The sequence below is a fragment of the Allobosea sp. 05T438 genome (genome assembly GCF_056396025.1).
Genome location: NZ_JBFTKQ010000024.1, coordinates 1 through 18,691, shown reverse-complemented (window position 1 = coordinate 18,691; position 18,691 = coordinate 1). Strand labels below are relative to the sequence as shown.

General features: G+C 65.4%; 16 protein-coding genes. 15 read left to right on the top strand and 1 reads right to left on the bottom strand.

The annotated features are described in order from the left end of the window. The first annotated feature begins 74 nt into the window (after positions 1-74). The 3 genes from AC1DIN_RS26545 to AC1DIN_RS26535 all read left to right on the top strand — a co-directional run bounded on the left by AC1DIN_RS26545 (position 75) and on the right by AC1DIN_RS26535 (position 3,573). Positions 75-1,667 (top strand): ABC transporter substrate-binding protein, encoded by a 1,593-nt coding sequence (locus tag AC1DIN_RS26545; protein ID WP_476811913.1) that lies wholly within the window; start codon positions 75-77, stop codon positions 1,665-1,667. 96 nt (positions 1,668-1,763) lie between these two features. Continuing rightward, entirely contained in the window at positions 1,764-2,708 is a 945-nt protein-coding gene (locus AC1DIN_RS26540; protein ID WP_476811912.1) for an ABC transporter permease, read from the top strand. Positions 2,709-2,712: 4 nt separating this feature from the next. Further along, on the top strand, positions 2,713-3,573 hold the full coding sequence (locus AC1DIN_RS26535) for an ABC transporter permease (protein ID WP_476811911.1): 861 nt from the start codon (positions 2,713-2,715) through the stop codon (positions 3,571-3,573). An 84-nt stretch (positions 3,574-3,657) separates the two neighbouring features. Here the strand turns inward: AC1DIN_RS26535 and AC1DIN_RS26530 are convergent, their stop codons facing one another. Next, entirely contained in the window at positions 3,658-4,377 is a 720-nt protein-coding gene (locus AC1DIN_RS26530) for a FadR/GntR family transcriptional regulator (protein ID WP_476811910.1), read from the bottom strand. A 174-nt stretch (positions 4,378-4,551) separates the two neighbouring features. Between AC1DIN_RS26530 and AC1DIN_RS26525 the strand changes: the two genes are divergently transcribed. The 12 genes from AC1DIN_RS26525 to AC1DIN_RS26470 all read left to right on the top strand — a co-directional run bounded on the left by AC1DIN_RS26525 (position 4,552) and on the right by AC1DIN_RS26470 (position 18,468). After that, positions 4,552-6,252, top strand: a complete 1,701-nt coding sequence (locus AC1DIN_RS26525) for a thiamine pyrophosphate-binding protein (protein ID WP_476811909.1) — start codon at positions 4,552-4,554, stop codon at positions 6,250-6,252. A 35-nt stretch (positions 6,253-6,287) separates the two neighbouring features. Next, a complete protein-coding gene (locus AC1DIN_RS26520) occupies positions 6,288-7,157 on the top strand; it encodes an alpha/beta hydrolase (RefSeq protein ID WP_476811908.1) in 870 nt (289 codons plus the stop codon). A gap of 43 nt (positions 7,158-7,200) precedes the next feature. Beyond that, complete coding sequence (locus AC1DIN_RS26515) at positions 7,201-7,824, top strand: hypothetical protein (RefSeq protein ID WP_476811907.1); 624 nt, start codon at positions 7,201-7,203, stop codon at positions 7,822-7,824. Between the two features lie 422 nt (positions 7,825-8,246). After that, positions 8,247-9,212, top strand: coding sequence for a LysR family transcriptional regulator (locus AC1DIN_RS26510; protein ID WP_476811906.1), 966 nt, complete (start codon positions 8,247-8,249; stop codon positions 9,210-9,212). Positions 9,213-9,411: 199 nt separating this feature from the next. Next, entirely contained in the window at positions 9,412-10,305 is an 894-nt protein-coding gene (locus tag AC1DIN_RS26505; RefSeq protein ID WP_476811933.1) for an amidohydrolase family protein, read from the top strand. Continuing rightward, positions 10,305-11,018 (top strand): 4-carboxy-4-hydroxy-2-oxoadipate aldolase/oxaloacetate decarboxylase, encoded by a 714-nt coding sequence (locus tag AC1DIN_RS26500; RefSeq protein ID WP_476766220.1) that lies wholly within the window; start codon positions 10,305-10,307, stop codon positions 11,016-11,018. The genes AC1DIN_RS26505 and AC1DIN_RS26500 overlap by 1 nt, the downstream gene beginning before the upstream one ends. Positions 11,019-11,062: 44 nt before the next feature. Next, on the top strand, positions 11,063-12,376 hold the full coding sequence (locus AC1DIN_RS26495; protein ID WP_476811905.1) for an NtaA/DmoA family FMN-dependent monooxygenase: 1,314 nt from the start codon (positions 11,063-11,065) through the stop codon (positions 12,374-12,376). A 134-nt stretch (positions 12,377-12,510) separates the two neighbouring features. Beyond that, positions 12,511-13,506, top strand: coding sequence for a TRAP transporter substrate-binding protein (locus AC1DIN_RS26490; RefSeq protein ID WP_476811904.1), 996 nt, complete (start codon positions 12,511-12,513; stop codon positions 13,504-13,506). 108 nt (positions 13,507-13,614) lie between these two features. Further along, positions 13,615-15,501, top strand: a complete 1,887-nt coding sequence (locus tag AC1DIN_RS26485; protein ID WP_476811903.1) for a TRAP transporter large permease — start codon at positions 13,615-13,617, stop codon at positions 15,499-15,501. Positions 15,502-15,612: 111 nt separating this feature from the next. Further along, the gene (locus AC1DIN_RS26480) at positions 15,613-16,566 is read left to right on the top strand and encodes a flavin reductase (RefSeq protein WP_476811902.1); all 954 of its coding nucleotides are present in this window, start codon (positions 15,613-15,615) and stop codon (positions 16,564-16,566) included. Further along, complete coding sequence (locus AC1DIN_RS26475) at positions 16,493-18,184, top strand: GMC family oxidoreductase (protein WP_476811901.1); 1,692 nt, start codon at positions 16,493-16,495, stop codon at positions 18,182-18,184. Before AC1DIN_RS26480 ends, AC1DIN_RS26475 begins: the two co-directional genes overlap by 74 nt. 32 nt (positions 18,185-18,216) lie before the next feature. Continuing rightward, on the top strand, positions 18,217-18,468 hold the full coding sequence (locus AC1DIN_RS26470; RefSeq protein WP_476811900.1) for a hypothetical protein: 252 nt from the start codon (positions 18,217-18,219) through the stop codon (positions 18,466-18,468). The last annotated feature ends 223 nt before the right edge of the window (positions 18,469-18,691 follow it).

Genomic DNA, 18,691 nt, shown 5'->3' with positions numbered 1-18,691 from the left:
GAGGCCGGCCAACGGGCGCCCGGCGTTCCAGGATCTCGCGATCCGAAACGGAGCCCGACAAGGGGAAAACAAAAATGTCGAACTCCGATTTCCTTTCCGGCATCGACCGGCGCAGCCTGATGCTGCTCGGCGGCTGGGCCGCGATGGCGGCGATGATCGGCCCGGTCTCTGCTGCCGAACTCTATGGGCCGAAGCCGACCGGCGCCAAGACCAGCGGCACGCTGAACATGGGCCTGCTGGTCGAGCCGCCCGGCCTCGACCCCTTCCATCAGGCCGCCGACGCCCGCATCCGCCTGACGGTGCTGATCTATCAGGGGTTGTTCTATGAAAGCCCGAACGGCACGGCGATGCCGCTTCTCGCCGAGGGCTTCGATCTTTCTCCCGACCGGCTCGTCTACACAATGCGCCTGCGCAAGGGCGTGAAGTTCCACACCGGCGAGCCGATGACGGCCAAGGACGTCGCCTACAGCTACAACTACATCCGCGATCCGAAGAACGGCTCGCCCGGCGCCGGCGACTTCGCGATGATCACGGCGATCGACGTCGTCGACGATGCCACGGTCAAGATCGCCATCTCGGCACCCAATGCCGCTCTGCCGATGACGCTCGGCAACAAATATGGCGGCGTCGTTCCGGCCGGCTATTTCGAAGGCGCCGATGCCAAGACCAAGCTGAACCAGACCAGCGTCGGCACCGGGCCGTTCAAGCTCGCCGAATTCAAGCCCAACAGCAACGCCACCCTGGTCCGGCACCCGGACTATTGGGAGCCCGGCGTGCCCTATCTCGACCGGATCAACTTCGTCTTCGTTCCCAACGCCGCCAGCCTGCTGGTCGGACTGCGCAACAAGCGCATCGACATCGCCACGCTGAGCCGCCCGCAGGACGTCAAGCAGGTCGAGGGCGTGGCCGGGCTCGTGATCGAGCGCAAGCCCTCCTTCAACCAGAAGGCCATCGATCTCGGCGCCGAGCTCAAGCCGCTCGACGACGAGCGCGTCCGCCGCGCCATCGCGCTGGCGGTCGACAAGGACGAGATCATGCGCGCCTCGATCGGCGGGCTCGGCAAGGTGATCGGCACGATGGTCGCCGGCATGCAGGACAGCTGGGGCGCGCCCCACGAAAAGCTCCCCAACCAAAAGGTCGACATCGCCGCCGCCAAGAAGCTGCTCGCGGATGCGGGCCATCCGAACGGCTTCGAGCTGACGCTGACCTCGATCATCGGCTATGACTGGATGGACGCCGCCAGCGTGATCCTGCGCGAGCAGCTCGCCAAGGTCGGCATCAAGCTTTCGATCCAGCGCGTCGAGCTCGGCGTCTGGATCAAGAACTTCCAGTCGAAGCAGATGGGCTTCACCTTCAATGACTGGGCGACCGTGCCGGACCCGAACCTGCTATTCTACCGCCACTTCCACAAGGCGCCGGAAGGAGCCGACTTCCGCAACTGGAAGAACGACGAGGCCAGCAAGCTCCTCGACGAGGGCCGCGCCGAGAACGATCCGGCCAAGCGCCGCGTGATCTACGACCGCTTCCAGCAGGTCATGGCGGAGAGCGTGCCGACGATCATGCTGTTCTCGGCCGATCATCTCGTCGTCCGCGGCGAGCGGGTGCAGAACTACGACCAGCACCCGACCGGCTGGTATTACGGGCTCGCCCGCACCTGGGTCTCCTGAGACCGTTCACCCGCGGCGCCCGATGCGCCGCCTGTCTCGCCGGTGCGGGCTCAAGCCCGCATCGGCCTTCTCTTTTCCTGAATGCCGCGGAGTCCAATGGGCGCTTATCTCGCAAAACGGCTGGCTGCCTCGGTCGTCACGGCGATGCTGGCCTCGATCGTCGTGTTCCTGCTGGTCAGGTCCGTGCCGGGCGATGTCGTCGGCCAGATGCTGGGCCAGACCAGCGACCCCATCGCGACCAAGGCCCTGCGCGAGTTCTTCGGGCTCGATCAGCCGGTCTGGCAGCAATATCTGGGCTGGCTCGGACGCGTCCTCAGCGGCGATTTCGGCACGAGCTGGACACGCGGGCAGCCCGTCATGGGCATGATCGGCTCCGCGCTCGCCGTCACCGTCCAGCTTGCCTCCGCCACGCTGCTGCTCGCGACGTTGATCGGCGTGCCGCTCGGCATCCTCGCGGCGATCTACGAGGGGCGCATGCTGGACCGCGCGGTGCAGGCGTTCAACCTGCTCGGGCTCGCCGCGCCGGTATTCTGGATCGGATTGATGCTGCTGGTCGGCATGTCCGCGGGCTTCGACTGGTCGCCGCCGCTCATGTATGTCTCCCCCATGGAGTCGCTGGGCGAGAACCTCTCCATGATTGCCCTGCCGGTGGTCAGCCTCGCGCTGCTTCAGGCGGCCGCCTACAGCCAGTTCGTCCGGCAGAGCATCATCTCGGCGCTGGGGCAGGATTTCGTCCGCACCGCCAGAGCCAAGGGCGTGCCGACGGGCACGATCTTCGTCAGGCATCTGCTGCGCAACATCGCGATCCCGCTGGTTACCTTCATGGGGCTTATCCTGATCCAGATCCTTGGCGGAGCCGTGATCATCGAGAGCCTGTTCGCGCTGCCGGGCCTCGGCCGCCTGCTGCTGTCGTCGATCGAGACGCGCGACTACCCCGTGCTCCAGGCCGGGCTTCTGGTCGTGGTCGTGCTCGCCATGCTGGTCAACCTGATCGTCGACCTCTCCTACCGGATCATCGATCCGCGCGTTCGGCTGAGTTGACAAGATGAGCATTGCGCCAAACACCCAGACCGCCGAGAGCCGCGCCGCCCGCTTCATCCGCCGTGCGCGGCAGGCGCCGGACCTCACATTCGGCTTCATCCTGCTCGGCTTCGTGCTGCTCGTCGTGCTGTTCCCCGGGCTGTTCACGAGCCACTCGCCGCTGGCCGTGAATGTCGACAAGGCGATGGAGGCTCCCTCGGCCGCCCATTTCTTCGGCACGGACGATGTCGGCCGCGACGTGTTCGCGCGCGTGGTCCACGGCGCGCGCATCACCCTCTCGATCTGCGCCTCGGCCCTGGTCCTCGCCGCGCTGATCGGCGGCGCGCTCGGGCTGGTTTCCGGCTTCCTCGGTGGCCATATCGACATGGTGCTCGGCCGGCTGGTCGACGTGATCCTGAGCTTTCCGCCGATCATCTTCGGCGTGATGGTCACCGGCATCCTGGGGCCGAAGACCGGCAACCTCGTCTTCGCGCTGACCGTCGTCTACGTGCCGTTGTTCTTCCGCATCGCCCGCTCGGGCGCCATGGCCGAGGCCGGCATGACCTATGTCGAGGCCGCCCGCAGCCTCGGCCTGCCGCAACACCTCATCCTCGCCCGGCATGTGGCGCGCAACGTGCTGCCGCTCATCCTGGTCCAGTGCATGGTGCTGTTTCCACTGGTGCTGCAGATCCAGTCGGCGCTTGGATTCCTCGGCCTGGGCGTGCAGCCGCCGACGCCCGACTGGGGCGCCATCCTGCAGCAGGGCAAGGACTATATCCTGCTGGCGCCGTGGATGTCGGCCTTCCCCGGACTCGCGATCCTGATCACGGCGCTCGCGCTGATGCTCGTCGGGCGCGGCCTGCAGCGGCGCATGGACCGGCGCTGATCCAGCTCATTGATTTCGCATCGGCTTGATCCGGAAACCGCGCTCCACTTTTCGAGCCCATGCTTTGGCCCGCGGGCGACGGGTTCAGTTCTCGCTGACCGACATCAGCGTGCGCAGGAGATAGCGGTTGATCAGGTCACGCGCCTTGGCCGCATCGCGCTGGCGCAAAGCCTCGACGATCTCGGCATTGTCGCGTGCCGCCGCCTCGCGGACCGCGCTGATCGGCAGCGGATGGCCGCCCGGACGGCCCCAGCCGGCGCTGCGGCGAGCGGCAATGATCCGCTCGAACACCGAGACGAGGAAGCTGTTGCGGGAGGCGCGCACGATGGCGAGATGCAGAGCATACTTCGCCTCCTTGAATTCGCTCCAGCTCGCGGCATTGCGCAGCGCCTCGAGATGGGCGGAGAGCGCCGCCAGATCCTGCTCGCTCGCCCGCTCCGCCACCAGCTCGGCCAGGGTCGGCTCGAACATCAGCCGTGCCTCGAGGAGGTCCGCCAGACTGAACTCCGGCTCGGCCGGCTTTTCGGGAGCGGCGTGGCTGTGGCTGCGCGCGACGAAGGTACCCCGCCCGACATGGCGGATGATCAGCCCCTCATCGGCAAGCTGGTTCATCGTCTTGCGCACGGTGTTGCGCGCCGCGCCGAAGCGCGAGGCGAGCGCCCGCTCGGTCGGCAACCGGGCGCCGGTGCGCATCTGCCCTTCGACGATCGAACTGCGCAGGCTCAGATAGATGGCCTGCCCATCCGAATCCGATTTGAGTCGCGCGCTGCCGTCGTCAGCCTGTCTGGCCAGATTGTCGATCATGGTTGGTCTGATTTGGTTCCCGCCAATGCCGAATATGGATACAGCATTCCAATCCAATGTTCAAAATCGGGCGCAGGACAGAGAGCGGAGCAAAAAAGAATTGGTTATTGGTTGAATTTGGGTGATATTGGTTGAACCAGGAACCGAATGGTACAGAGACAGGAACAAGCGGCCATGAGCGATCGATCCGGGCAGACAGGGGCACAACTTCTCGTTGATTGCCTCGCACTGCAGGGCGTAGACCGCGTGTTCTGCGTGCCTGGGGAAAGCTACATCGCGGTGCTGGACGCGCTGCATGACAAGAAGAGCGAGATCGAGCTGATCGTCTGCCGGCAGGAGGGCGGGGCCGCCAACATGGCGGAAGCCCATGGCAAGCTCACCGGGCGGCCGGGCATCTGCTTCGTGACCCGTGGCCCCGGCGCGACCAACGCCTCCATCGGCGTCCATACCGCTTTCCAGGACTCGACGCCGATGATCCTCTTCATCGGGCAGGTCGGCCGCAGCTTCGCCGATCGCGAGGGCTTCCAGGAAGTCGACTTCCGGGCGATGTTCGCGCCACTCGCAAAATGGGCCGCGCAGATCGACGATCCCGCGCGCGTCCCGGAATATCTGCATCGCGCATTCCAAACGGCGATGTCCGGCCGCCCCGGCCCGGTCGTGCTGGCCCTGCCTGAGGACATGCTGAGCGAAATCGTCGCCGGCAAGGTCGATCTCGGGCGCCCCGCGGCCCCGATCCCCGCCGCCGCGCGGCCGGACCAGATCGACGAGACCCTGGCTCTGCTGGCCAAGGCGAAGCGCCCGCTGGTGATCGCCGGCGGGGGCGGCTGGACCAAGAAGGCCGGGCGAGACCTTGTCGCCTTCGCGCGCGCCAACCAGCTGCCGGTTGCTGTCTCGTTGCGCTGCCAGGACTATCTACCGAACAACGAGCCCTGCTTTGTCGGCCATTTCGGCATCGGCGCCGAGCCCAGCCTCGCGAAACGTCTCGCCGAGTCAGACCTTCTGCTCGTCCTCGGCCCCCGGCTCGGCGAGATGACCACCGGCGGATATACGCTGCTCGCTCCGCCGCGCCCGGCGGGCAAAACCGTCGTCCATGCCCATCCCGACCCGAACGAGCTCGGCCGCGTCTATCAGGCCGATCTGCCGATCAACGCCGCCGCGAGCGAGGTGCTCGCTGCCCTAGCGGAAAGGCCGGCGATCGCCGATCCGACCTGGCGGGACTGGGCGTTGGCGTGCCGCGCCGACTATGAGGCCAGCCTCGTTCCGACGCCCCAGCCTGGCGGCGTCAATCTCGGCGAGGTCGTCGTGAGCCTGCGCGAGGTCCTGCCCGCGGAGACCATCATGTGCTCCGGCGCGGGCAACTACACCGGTTGGCTGCATCGCCACTGGCCATTCTCGGAATACCGGACGCAGCTCGCCCCGACCTCGGGGGCGATGGGCTATGGCGTGCCGGCCGCCGTCGCCGCGAAGCTCGCCTTCCGGGACCGCGACGTGGTCTCGATCTCCGGCGATGGCTGCTTCATGATGAACGGCCAGGAGCTGGCGACGGCCGCCCAGTACGGGTTGAAGATCATCTTCATCGTGGTCAATAACGGCATGTACGGGACGATCCGCATGCATCAGGAGCGGCATTACCCGGCGCGCGAGAGCGGCACGGCTCTGGTGAACCCGGATTTCGTCACGCTCGCAATGGCCTATGGCTGCCATGCCGAGCGCGTCGAAGCGACGGGCGACTTCGCGGCGGCTCTGGAGCGGGCGCGTAGCGCCGGCATGAGCGCCCTGATCGAGCTCGTGACAGACCCCGAAGCGCTCTCCATCCGCAGCACGCTCTCGAAGCTGCGCGACAGTTCGCTCCAGCGTCAGGGACAAGGCGCCTGAGCGCCTGAGGCGCCAGCTTTCGAAAGAGGATGACCATGCCAGCCGATCGACCGATCTGGTCCACGCTCAGTCCCGAAGAGCACGAGTTCCAGTACAATCCGCAGGCAGCGTTCCCCAATTTCAAGGACGCGCAGGTCGAGCGGGCTGCGGCCAATGCAGAGGCGCTGGAGCGGCTCAGGCGCCATGCCGACATCGCCTATGGCGAGCATACCCTGCGGAAGCTCGACATCTACCCCGCAGAGGGCGGCGGCAAGGCGAACCCGGTCCATATCTTCTATCATGGCGGCTATTGGCGGGCGCAGGACAAGCAGAACTTCGCCTTTGTCGCGGCGCCGCTCGTCGCGGCCGGCATCACCGCGGTTATCGCGAATTACGAGCTCTGCCCGGCCTCGACGCTCGATGGGGTCGCCGAGTCAGCCATTGCCGCTCTGGCCTGGGCCAGACGCGAGATCGCGGCCTTCGGGGGCGACCCGAGCCGCATCAGCCTTTCCGGCCATTCCGCCGGCGCCCATCTCGTCGCCGAGTGCATGGCCCATGACTGGGCGGGGGAGGGCATCGAGCCCGGCTTCATCACCGGCGCGGTGATGATCAGCGGCATCTTCGACCCGCGTCCGGTGATCGGCACCAGCGTCAACCAGGAGGTGAGGCTGAGCGAGGAGATCGCGCTGCGGCGCGATGTCGAGAAGCGGCCCGTTCACGCCCGATGCCCGGGCAGCCTCTTCGTCGGCGGTATCGAGCCCTGGCACTGGATCGACCAGACCTACCGCTACGGGCATCATCTCCACCGCAGCGGCATGAACCCAGAGGTTCACACCCTGCCTCGCTGGGGGCATTTCGACATCCTGAACGAGTTCCGCGAACCGGGCAGCCCAATCCTGGAAGCGGTCATCGCCAGGAGCCGCTGACCGTGTCTTTTTCTCGGCAAACATTATCAGCTTCGAGAGCCTCATGACTCGCCTCTGCCGCATGACCGTCTATGACCTGCTTCCCGCCGCCGATGTCCGACTGCAAGCGGATCATCTCGCTTTCGCCTTTGCGCATTCCGGCGAGACGCTGGTCGCAGGCAAGCGCCTCGCTTCCGGCGAAGGCGATTTCGTCCGGCCCGGAGACGCGGTCTCGACGACGGGCTGCGCCTGGCTGTTCGACGTTGCGCCAGGCAACGGGGCTGTCCGCCTCGAGCCCGGGCTCTCGCCGGTGTTGTCCCGCCCCGTGACGCCGCCCGAGGAAGACCTCATGCTCCGCGCCGATCGCGTGGAATCCGCCGACGGGGCCCAGACACCAGCCCATCGCCATCGCGGCCCTGGCATCCGCCGGCTGCTGCACGGCCTGCTGCTAGCCGATGTCGGCGACCATCTCGATCGTGTCGGGCCGGAGCAGGCCTGGTTCGAGAGCGGCAATGAAGCCGTCATCGGCAAGAATATCAGCGGCGGCACCAATGCCTTCATTCGCGTGATGCTGCTGCCGACGACTCTGACCGGCGGCCAAAGCTCCTTCATCGCGATGAGCACCGAGGAGGCCGCGAAGCCCCGCGCAGCGACGATCCGGCTGCTCGGCGAGCATCCCGTGAGCTGACGGGTTGTCGAGCTGAGATTTGCGGGGAGCCGCTCTTCCTCGCCTGGAAGAACAGGACGGGAAATGCAAATCCCGATCTCACACATTGGCTGGCACGAATGCCCGGTGATGGCTTGCGTCGGCTCTAGGCGCGGGCGGTAACTCCGGGGCGCAACTGTGAGCGTCCGCTTCCGGGCAATGTCCCAATGTCTGCAGTTGGCGCATTCCGTCCGAGAGCGAGCGGTTCAGACGCAGACGCGCAGCTCGCGAACACATTACGCCCCGATTGACCAGCGCGAATCCTCCCGCCAGGCGGGTGCTTGGCGCGAAACCACCTCAAGATTATCAATTTCCCGGTTCAACGGCTCCTCGCCCCGTCATTAAACCTATGATGTATTCGATCCGGAGCTAACATTCGGCAGCAGACAACCGGAGCTAGACGATTGCTGGATTCACTTACGCTCGACCAGATGCGGATTTTCCTATGCGTGGCAGAAACGGGGAGCTTCTCTGCTGCTTCGCGCCGCCTCGGCCGAGTCCAGTCGGCGGTCAGTCAATCGGTCAAGTCCATGGAAGCGACGTTGCGGCTTGAACTCTTCGAGCGAGGCGGAAAGACGCCGCGCCTCACGGAAGCGGGGTGTGCCCTACTGCGTGAGGCGACGCATATCCTTCAGGACGTCGAAGCGTTCAGGCGAAGGGCGCAGAGCCTGGCAAGCGATCTTCCCCCTCAATTGACCTTGGCCGTCGACCAGGTCTTTCCGAGTGATCTTCTGATTGAATGCCTGACAGCCTTCAAAGAGGCATTTCCGGGCATCCCCGTGACGTTGTTCACGGAAGGACTGGGCGCAACGGAACAAAGGCTGCGAAGCAAAATKGCGCGCCTGGCGATCTACTCGCCGCTGCTTTCGGAGGCGACCGGCCTTCGGACTGAATTCCTGGCCACGGTGCGGATCGTCCCGATCGTCGCGAGTTCGCATCCACTAGCCCAGATCGACGGGATGATCACACGAGCCGAGCTGCGCAGGCACGTTCAACTCGTGCTGACGGATCGCGCGCAGGCCATCTCCGGCCTCGTCTTGAGTTCCCAGTACTGGATGTTCGCCGATCAACACAGCCGGCTCGAGTATGCATCGAACGGCTTCGGCTGGTCCTTTGCACCGTTGCATCTGGTCCGGAATCAGGTCGCCCGCGGCGAACTGAAGATTCTGCGCTTCGAGATGTTCAACGGAATGCCCTTCAGCCTGCCCCTCCACATCGTCCATCTCGACGGCCATACGCCCGACGTCTTGATGAAGTGGCTGATCGCCTATCTGCGCAACCGCCTGCCGGCTTATCAGGACATCTTCATCCAGCCCGAGGACGACGTAAGCGCCGTGCCTTATCCACTCGAAGCGATCGCCAACCTCTGATCGATCTATCGGTTTTTATGCCAGATACGATCACAATATAGCTCATTCAATCGATACCCTTCTCGTGCAAGTCTCCTTGCATTCGGCACGTCCTCGGCGGGCCGATGCCATCGTCTCCCGATGACCCGCTCCGGGTCTGGAGAGGGCGAGGAACTGGAACCGCGGCTTCGGTGACGCGGGGAGGGACGACAAGGTGACGATGGCCAGCCATGACGCCCCGCAATCCTTGCGGCGGCCGAGCTTCGATCTGCCCGGCGGCATGACCGATGCGCATTTCCATGTCTTCGGCCCCGAGGCCGACTTTCCCTATATTCCGAACCGGAGCTACACGCCGCAGGATGCCCTGCCGGCAACTGCCGGGCGGATCTTCGCCGGGATCGGCATCGAACGTGCGATCATCGTTCAGCCGGGCGTCTATGGCACGGACAACAGCCGCCATCTGACGGCCGCTGCCGAGCTCGGGATCCCCGCGAAGGTCATCGTCGCGATCGAGACGGATGCTTCCGATCGGCACCTTGCCGAATTGCAGGCCAATGGGGCGTGCGGTGTCCGACGGATCATCGCCCCGCAGCAGGGCGCCGCGTTCGAGACCGACCTGATTCGGCTGGCGGAGAGATCGGCGGAGATCGGCTGGCACCTGCAACTGCTGGTCAAGCCCGAGCAGCTTGTGGAACTGAACGGTCTGTTCGCGCGGCTGCCCTGCCAGATCGTCTTCGACCATCTCGGCATGATCGATCCGGCTGGCGGACCGGCACAACCTGCGATGCAGGCGATGCTCGACCTGCTTCGAAGCGGCAGGCATTTTGCGAAGCTGTCGGGCTATTATCGGCTTTCGCGTGAGGGCGCGCCTTACGACGACATCACGGCTCTGGCCGAAGCGTTAGTCGAGGCTGCGCCGGACCGGCTGTTCTGGGGGAGCGACTGGCCGCATCCGGCGTTCTCGGGTCCCCTTCCCGACTTCGCCGACCTCCTCGATCCGCTCACAGCCTGGCTGCCGGACGGAGCCCTTCGCCGCCGGGTCCTCGTCGACAACCCCGCCAATTTCTATGGCTTCGACCGATCGTCGAACCGGCCCGCACGAGGGACCCCGTGATGCAGCCCGTCATCTACACCCGCATTCCGCGCTGCGATCCGGCCCTGATCGCCGAGATCGGACAGTTCCCGGTTTCCGACCTGCATGAAGCCATGGGGGCGATCGAGGGCCGGAGCCACCTGATGACTCCGCGGATGCGCCCGATCGCAACAGGTCAAAAGCTGGCCGGCCAGGCGGTCACCTCCAACAACTACCCCGGCGACAACCTGATGATCCACGCGGCATTGAACGTGGCGCAGGCGGGGGATGTGCTGGTGCTGTCGAATGGCGGCCTGCCGCAGGGCGCGCTCTGGGGCGATGTCGCAGCGACCTATGCCGCGGAGAAAGGCGTCGCCGGCCTGATCATTGACGGTCCGGTTCGGGATACGGAAGCGCTGCGGCAGATGGGCTGCAAGGTCTGGTCGACGATCGTCTCGCCCTCTCATCCCGAGAAGCGCGGCCCCGGCGCCGTCAATGTCCCGCTTGTCTGCGACGGCGTCCAGGTGATGCCCGGCGACATCATCGTCGCCGATGACGACGGCGTTCTGGTCGTTCCCGTCCGCCTGGCCGCCGAGACCATTCGCCGGGCGCGCGAGCGCAACGAAACGGAGGCCCGCATCCGCAGCGAGATCAAGGCCGGATCGTCGCTGTTCGAGATCGTCGGCATCCAGAAAATTCTCGACGCCGCAGGCGTGCGAACCGTCGACACCGAATGGAGCCCACCGCAGGGCTGAATGCCCCGGCCGGCTCCCCTGCAACAGGATTGATCGCGAACGCCATGTCCCAGATGCACCTGATCCATATGTTCTTCCACTCCCCGATCACGCATACGGCGTTGAGCTGGGCCAGCGAAGATGACGGCCAGCTCGAAGGCATGGGCGATTTCGGCTATTGGCAGCACATCGCCAAGACGCTGGAGCGCGGCCGCTTCGATGCCGCCTTCTTCGCCGATACGCCGGCAGCATCCGACCAGTACAAGAATGGCCCCGAGACCCCCCTCACCTATGGTGTGGTCTGGCCGACGCATGATCCGATGCCGCTGGTCGCGGCCATGGCGGCAGCGACCGACCATCTCGGCATCGGCGTCACACTGTCGGTCAACGGTACGCCGCCCTATCTGGCGCATCGGCGGATCGCGACACTGGACTATCTGAGCAAGGGTCGCGTCGGCTGGAACGTCGTGACCGGCCACATGCGGGCGGAGCACCGCGCCATCGGCCAGGCGCTCATGGACCATGACGAACGCTACGATTTCGCCGACGAATTCATGGACGTCTGCTACGCGCTCTGGGACAGCTTCGGCCCCGGAGCACTGCCCATGGACAAGGCGACCGGAATCCTCGCTGATCCTGCGAAGATCGCGCGCATCGACCATGATGGAAAGTACTTTCGTTGCCAGGCCGTGTCATCGACCCTTCCTTCGCCACAGGGCGGGCGCCCGGTGATCTTCCAGGCCGGATCGTCGGGCCGCGGCATGGAGTTCGCACTCAAGCATGCCGACGCGATCTTCGCGATCCAGCCGCATCTCGAAGCGATGAGCGCCTTCCGGAAGCGCTTCGATGAGGGTGCCCGCACGGCGGGCAAGGAACCGGTCGGCACGCTTTTCGGCCTGCAATACGTCATCGGCAGCACTGACGAGGAGGCGCAGGCGCGCCTTGAGCGTCTCCGCGAGCGGGTGCCCCTCGATGCCGGGCTCAGCCGCCTCTCGGGACCGCTCGGGATCGATTGCAGTACGCTCGACCCGGACCAGCCTCTGGACGAACTGCCGACGCAGGCATCGCGCGGCATGATGGAAGCGCTCACCAAGATGGGCACCGACAACAAGGGTAGGAAGCTCACGGTCCGGGAGGCTGCAATCCAGATGGGCCTGACGGTCGGTCTGCCGCAGGTGGTCGGCTCGCCCGAGCGCATCGCGGACGAACTCGAACGCTACTGGCGCGAGAGCGGTGCGCTCGGCTTCAATCTGAGCGCTCCGACAAAGCCGGGCATGATCGAGGAGTTCGTGGATCACGTCGTGCCCATCCTGCAGAAACGCGGGCTCGTGCGTCGCGAATACGAAGGCCGGACGCTGCGGGACAACCTGCACGGATAAGAACGGGGCCGTCACGACGGCCTCAGCGACCGATACTGGCGACACGAGAGGAATTCGACGAACCGGCCCGGAAGCGGGCAGCCGACACAACGAACCGACGCCCGAATGGGCGCAGAACAACCTGGGAGGAACACATGACCATGATCAACCGACGCCAAGCCATCGCCTTCGGCGGCGCTGCCGCAGCCGGAATCTTCGCCCCGTCGATCGGCCGGGCGGCAAATGTCACGCTTCGCATCAGCACGCCGGATTCGGCGACCCATCCCAACCACGCGATCCTGACCAAGTTCGCAGCCCTGCTGGAGGAGCGCTCGTCGGGCTCGGTCAAGATCAGGATCTTTCCCGACGGGCAGCTCGGTACCATCGCCAATGCCCTGACCGGCCTCCAGACGGGCACGATCGACATGGCCGTGAACGGCGCCTCGATGTCGGAGGGCATCGTCCCCGAGCTCGGTGTCCTCGGCTTGCCGTTCATGTTCTCGGACGAGAAGGCGGCCGAGCGGGTCATCGACGGCGATGTCGGCAAGATGCTGACCGGCAAGATGTCCGAGAAGGGCATCGAGGTCCTGGCCTGGTCGAGCTGGGGCTGGCGGGTGACGCAGACCTCGAAGCGCGCCATCCGGGAGCCGAAGGATTTCCAGGGCCTGAAGATCCGCTTGCCCGCCGGACCGGTGTTCGCGGACACGTTCGCCACGCTCGGCGCGATCCCGACCATCGTCGACTCGACCGAGCTCTATCTCGCCGTCTCGCAAGGGACGGTGGACGGGTTCGAGGTGCCATTCCTCAGCCTCGTGGCCTCCAAATGGTACGAGGTGGTGAAGTACGTCAGCCTCACGAACCATGCCTATAACCCCGTATGGCTGGCGATGAGCAAGCGCCGCCTCAATGCGCTAGCGCCCGAGCAGGCGAAGCTGATCCGGGACACCGCCGCGGAGCTGCAGCCGGGATGGCGGACTTATGTCAACGAGAAGTCGCTCGAGTCGGAGAAATTCATCAAGGACCGCGGCATCGAGGTGATTCCGGTCGATGTCGCCGCGTTCCGGGCCCTGCTGGCACCCGTCTATGACCGGTTCAAGCAGAATGTCGGTGCCGAACTCGTCGACCGTGTCCTGCGTGACGCCAAGGCCTGACACGCGAAGGCGGCGCAGCACCCGCGCCGCCTATTCTTCCCCCCACGCATCGCGTGACAGACCGGGCGAGCGATACGCCGGTCATTACGGCGGTCGATAGGTTCGGACATGGCGGAAATGCATCTGGCGGCTCCTGAAGTTCCCACCGGCACGCCTTGGGCGCGCATGGTGGGTCCGGCAATCCTGAAGCTCGACCGCGCCCTCGTCTGGCTGCTCGTCGTGACGCTCATGGTCGAACTGGGCGCCGTCATGACCCATGTCGTGGCCAGGGCGCTGTTCGGCTACGGGGTGATGTGGACCGACGAGGTCACGGTCATCGCGATCTCCATCCTGACCTTCGTCGGCGGCGCCGTCGCGTATCGCCGCGGCGGTCACACGGCAGTCAACCTCGCCACGGCATTTCTGTCCCCCAAGGGCCGCGATGGCCTGGCCATCGTGCTTGAGATTCTCGTCCTTATCGTCTCCGCCCTGATCGCACGCTCCTCCTGGGAACTCGTCATGGAGCAATGGGGCCAGCGCACCCAGGCGCTCGACCTGCCGGCAGGGCTGGTATCGCTGCCGCTGTTCGTCGGCATGATGCTGGTGGTCCTGTTCTCGCTCGATCGTCTCGCGCGGCACGAAGTGCGGGTCCTGATACCGCTGATCCTCGGCGCCGGCCTCGCCCTGGTGCTGGTTCAACTGGCATTGAGCCGTTGGCCGCCGGAGGGCGACGGCCCGATGTATCTGATGTTGGGCTTCTTCTTCGCCGTGGTCCTGCTCGGTTTGCCCGTCGGATTCGCGCTGATGCTGGCGGCCGCCTTCTACCTGCACGTCGCCGACTCGATCCCCTTCGTCGCGGTGGCGCAGAACATGGCGTCGAGCGCGCAGCATTTCATCCTGCTAGCCCTGCCCTTCTTCCTGTGGGCCGGAGTCATCATGGAGCGCGGCGGGATCAGCCTGCGTTTCGTGCGCTTCGCCTCCTCCCTGGTAGGACATATGCCGGGCGGCCTGCTCCAGGTCGTGGTGGTCGCGACCTATCTCGTTTCCGGCATCTCGGGCTCGAAGGTCGCCGATGTCGCCGCCGTCGGTTCGGTGATGCGCGACACGCTCCTGCGCAAGGGCTACTCGCCCGGCCAGATCGCAGCGGTGCTCGCGGCCTCCGCCGCCATGGCGGAGACCGTGCCACCAAGCCTCGCGATGCTGGTCATCGCGGCGATCACCTCGGTCTCGATCGGCGCGCTGCTCATCGCAGGTCTCCTGCCCGCGGCGGCTCTGGCGATCTGCCTCGTCGTGCTAATCTATGTCCAGGCTCGCCGAAATGGCGAGCGCTCGAAGCCCCGGGCCTCCTCGAAGGAAATCCTGTCGGCCGGGGCCGGCGCGTTCCTGCCGCTGCTCATGCCGATCATGCTGATGGTCGGGATCCGCTTCGGCATCGCCACACCGACGGAGGTCTCCGGTATCGCCGTCGTCTTCGGCCTTTTCCTGTCGGTCCTGGTCTATCGCGAATTATCGCTGGCCGACTTCATCAACGGCGCGATCGAGGCGGCCGTCCTCTCGGGAATGGTGCTGTTCGTGCTCTCGGCAGCAGCAGCCTTCGCGTGGACGCTGACCGTCGCCGACCTGCCCCAGCGTCTCGCAGAGTGGCTGACCAGCCTTCACGGCGGCAGCGTCCTGGTCTTCATGCTGGCGTCGATCAGCCTGATGATCATCGTTTCCTGCCTGCTCGAAGGCCTTCCAGCCCTGCTGATCATGTCGCCCCTGCTGATGCCGGCCGCCGTCCATCTGGGTGTCGACCCCGTGCACTACGTGATCGTGCTCCTGATCGCGATGGGCATCGGTGTGTTCCTGCCTCCGATCGGCATTGCCTTTCTGATCACCTGCGGCGTCGCGCAGTCCACGGTGGCCGATGCGGCGAGGGCCATGCGGCCGTTCCTGATCGTGCTGGTCGCAGGCCTGATCCTGATCGCGATGGTGCCCTGGATCTCCCTCGTGCTGCCACGACTGACCGGCGGCTGACCCTCGCGTGATCGGCGGCACCGAGAGCCGCCGATCACGCCTCGTGCCGAGCCCGAGCCAGCCAAACGGCGGGCCTCGCCTCACCCCGGATCAGCGAGAAGGCTGACATTCATGAACGCGATCGAAACCGGAAATCCGGAGCTCGGCATCGACGGCTACCGCCGTACCCTCGGCGAGTTTGCCACCGGCGTGACGGTCATCACGACCTGCGTCGACGGCACGCGCTACGGCATGACCTCGAATTCATTCGCATCGGTGTCGCTCAGGCCGTCGCTGGTGCTGTGGTCGATCCGGCGCGAGAGCCAGAGCTTCGCAGCCTTCGAGGCCTGCAGCCATTTTGCGGTGAACGTGCTGGCGCACGACCAGATGGCGCTGTCGCAGCGCTTCGCCAAATCCGGCCCCAACAAGTTCGATGGCGTTGCCTCCCGGCACGGCATTGAGGGATCGCCCCTGCTCGACGGCAGCGCCGCCAGCTTCGAGTGCCGTCGAACACAGACCTTCGATGGCGGCGATCATCTGATCCTGCTAGGTCAGGTCGAGCGCTTCTCGCGCTTCGATCGTCAACCGCTGCTGTTCTCGAAGGGCCGCTACGCCATCGCTGCGGATCATCCCGATGTGCAGCTGCCTGCGGGCACTGGTGGAGTGGCCCCACTTCTGGACGACGAGCGCCTGCTCACGTCCCTGCTGGTACGGGCCTATGGCACGATCGCCTCGCAGCTCGAGAAGGGCCGGAAGACCGCCGGGCTCGGTCTCTCTCTGATGCAGGCCCGGCTGCTGAAGGCCGCCCAGACCCATCCCTGCCGGACGCTGGAGGAGCTTCAGCCGGAACTTCTGCTGGATTTCAACGCCAGCCAGAATGTCCTCGACAGTGTCGTCGCCCAGGGACTCGCCTGTGCCGACGACCGCAGACGGGTGAAGCTGACCGCCGCCGGGGACGAGCATATTCGATCAATCGTCGCGCATACCCGCCGCAACGAGGAGATCCTGTTTCGTGGCGTCTCCCCCGAGGATCTGGCCACGGTCCAGCGTGTCCTCAACCATGTTATCGAGCGGCGGCCGAGGTAACGGCGTGGCAACTCAGTCATTCGACTACATCGTCATCGGTGCAGGGGCGAGCGGTTGCGTCGTGGCAGCTCGTCTCTCCGAGGATCCGTCAGTCAAGGTCCTGCTGATCGAAGCGGGCGGCAAAGACAACAGCCCTCTGATGCGGGTGCCGGGGCTCGGCTTCGCGGCCGGCGCAATCGCCAAGCACAATTGGAACTTCGTCAGCGAGCCGATCGACGATCTCTTTGGCCGCTCCGCTACCTTGCTCCAGGGCAAGATCATCGGCGGGTCGAGCAGCATGAACGGGATGATCTATACCCGCGGCCATTCCAGTGAGTACGACGCCTGGGCCAAGATGGGTTGCTCGGGTTGGAGCTTTGCCGATCTGAAGCCTTACTTCCTCAAATCCGAATCCAACTACCGCGGTCCCGGCGAATGGCATGGCGGCACGGGCCCGATGCGGCTAAGGCGCGCAAACCCGGAGTTGCCGATCTGCGACGCCTTTCTGGACGCGGCTCAGGCGGCCGGCCTGCCGATCGTGGACGATCTTAACGCGGATCATTCCGAAGGTATCGGCTGGTACGACGTGAACATCGACCGCGGTCTTCGGCTGAGCGCGGCCCGTGCCTTTCTGGGTCCGGCTCGCCGGCGGCCCAATCTCACGGTCGCGACCGATACCCGCGTCGTGCGTGTCCGTATCGTTCGGGGCAAGGCGACGGCTGTCGAGGCGGTTCGCGCCGGCGAGCTCGTCGCGTTCCATGTCGCGCGGGAGGTGGTCCTGTCGGGGGGCGCCATCATGAGCCCGGCCCTGCTGATGCTGTCGGGCGTCGGCCCGGCTGAAGCCTTGCGCCGCCATGGCATTGCGGTTGTGGCGGATTCGCCCAAAGTCGGGCAGAACCTGCAGAACCATCCCTGCTACCGGCCGAGCTACGCCTGCTCGGAACCGGTCACAGCCCGCAATCATTTGTCTGCGCAAGGGGCGACGCGCGCCGGTTTTCGCTACCTCTTGCAACGCGGCGGGCCGCTGGCGGAAAGCTTCGCGTCCGCCGGCGGCTTCTTCAAAAGCGACCCTCGCCTGCAAATCGCAGATATGCAGGTCGTCATGCTCTCGGCGCTGCCCCCCAGCGGCGGCAAAAGCATCCGGGATCTCCTGCCCCGCCAGCAGGGCTTCGGCATGACGATCTATCAGGGCACGCCCTACAGCCGAGGTAAGGTCGAGCTACGCTCGGCCGATCCTCTTGCGCAGCCGGTCGTCCATACCGGCTATTTCAGCGACGCGCGAGACATCCAGATCCTCGCTGCCGGTGTGGATCGCATGCGTCAGGTGATGCGCCAGCCAGTGATCGCCCGCTATATCAAGGAGGAACTCGCTCCCGGCAGTGGAGTGCAAACTCACGATCAGATGGTCGAGGAAATCCGCCAGCGGTCTGCCACCTCCTACCACCAGTGCGGCACCTGCGCGATCGGGCCGGACAACAACGCAGTGCTCGATCTGGAACTGCGAGTCCGCGGGGTCGATGGACTGCGGGTCGCGGACAACGCGATCATTCCGCGCCTGCCCAATGCTGCTCTGCACGCAACCGCGCTGATGATCGGCGAGAAGGCAGCGTCTCTCCTCACCAACAGCTCCGCTGCCTAGCGCTGGAGTCACGGATGATGCGCCCACAACCGATGTCCTGGATCGCGATCAAGGCCGAGGCCGGCGATGCCTATGACGGGATCATACGACTTGCCACTGACGCGCAGCGCTTCGGTTTTCCGTTGCAGAGCTTGGGGGTCGAGGTGCGCCCGGACGGTTCGGCCAACATTTGCATGGTCGTCGGCATGGATGGGTCCGTCGATCGCGAGCAGATCCTACAGCGCTTCTCGCGTCATCCGACAGTATCAGCCGTGGAAAGGATCGAGACTGATAGCAACGCCTGAAATGACCGATTTGAGCGTCCGATTTGCCGAGCCTGGTCACCAACGGCGGAGCGAACCGGTCGGCCGTCTTGAACTGATGGGGTGGATGCCCCCTCCGGCGGGCATCGTAAGGTGCCTGCGAGCGTCATCAAGGCGCGTTGGAAGGAGGAGCCCATGTCCGACGTCCATGTTCTGGCGATCGATCTCGCCAAGCGAAGCTTCCAGGTCTGCGCGACGGCTCGAG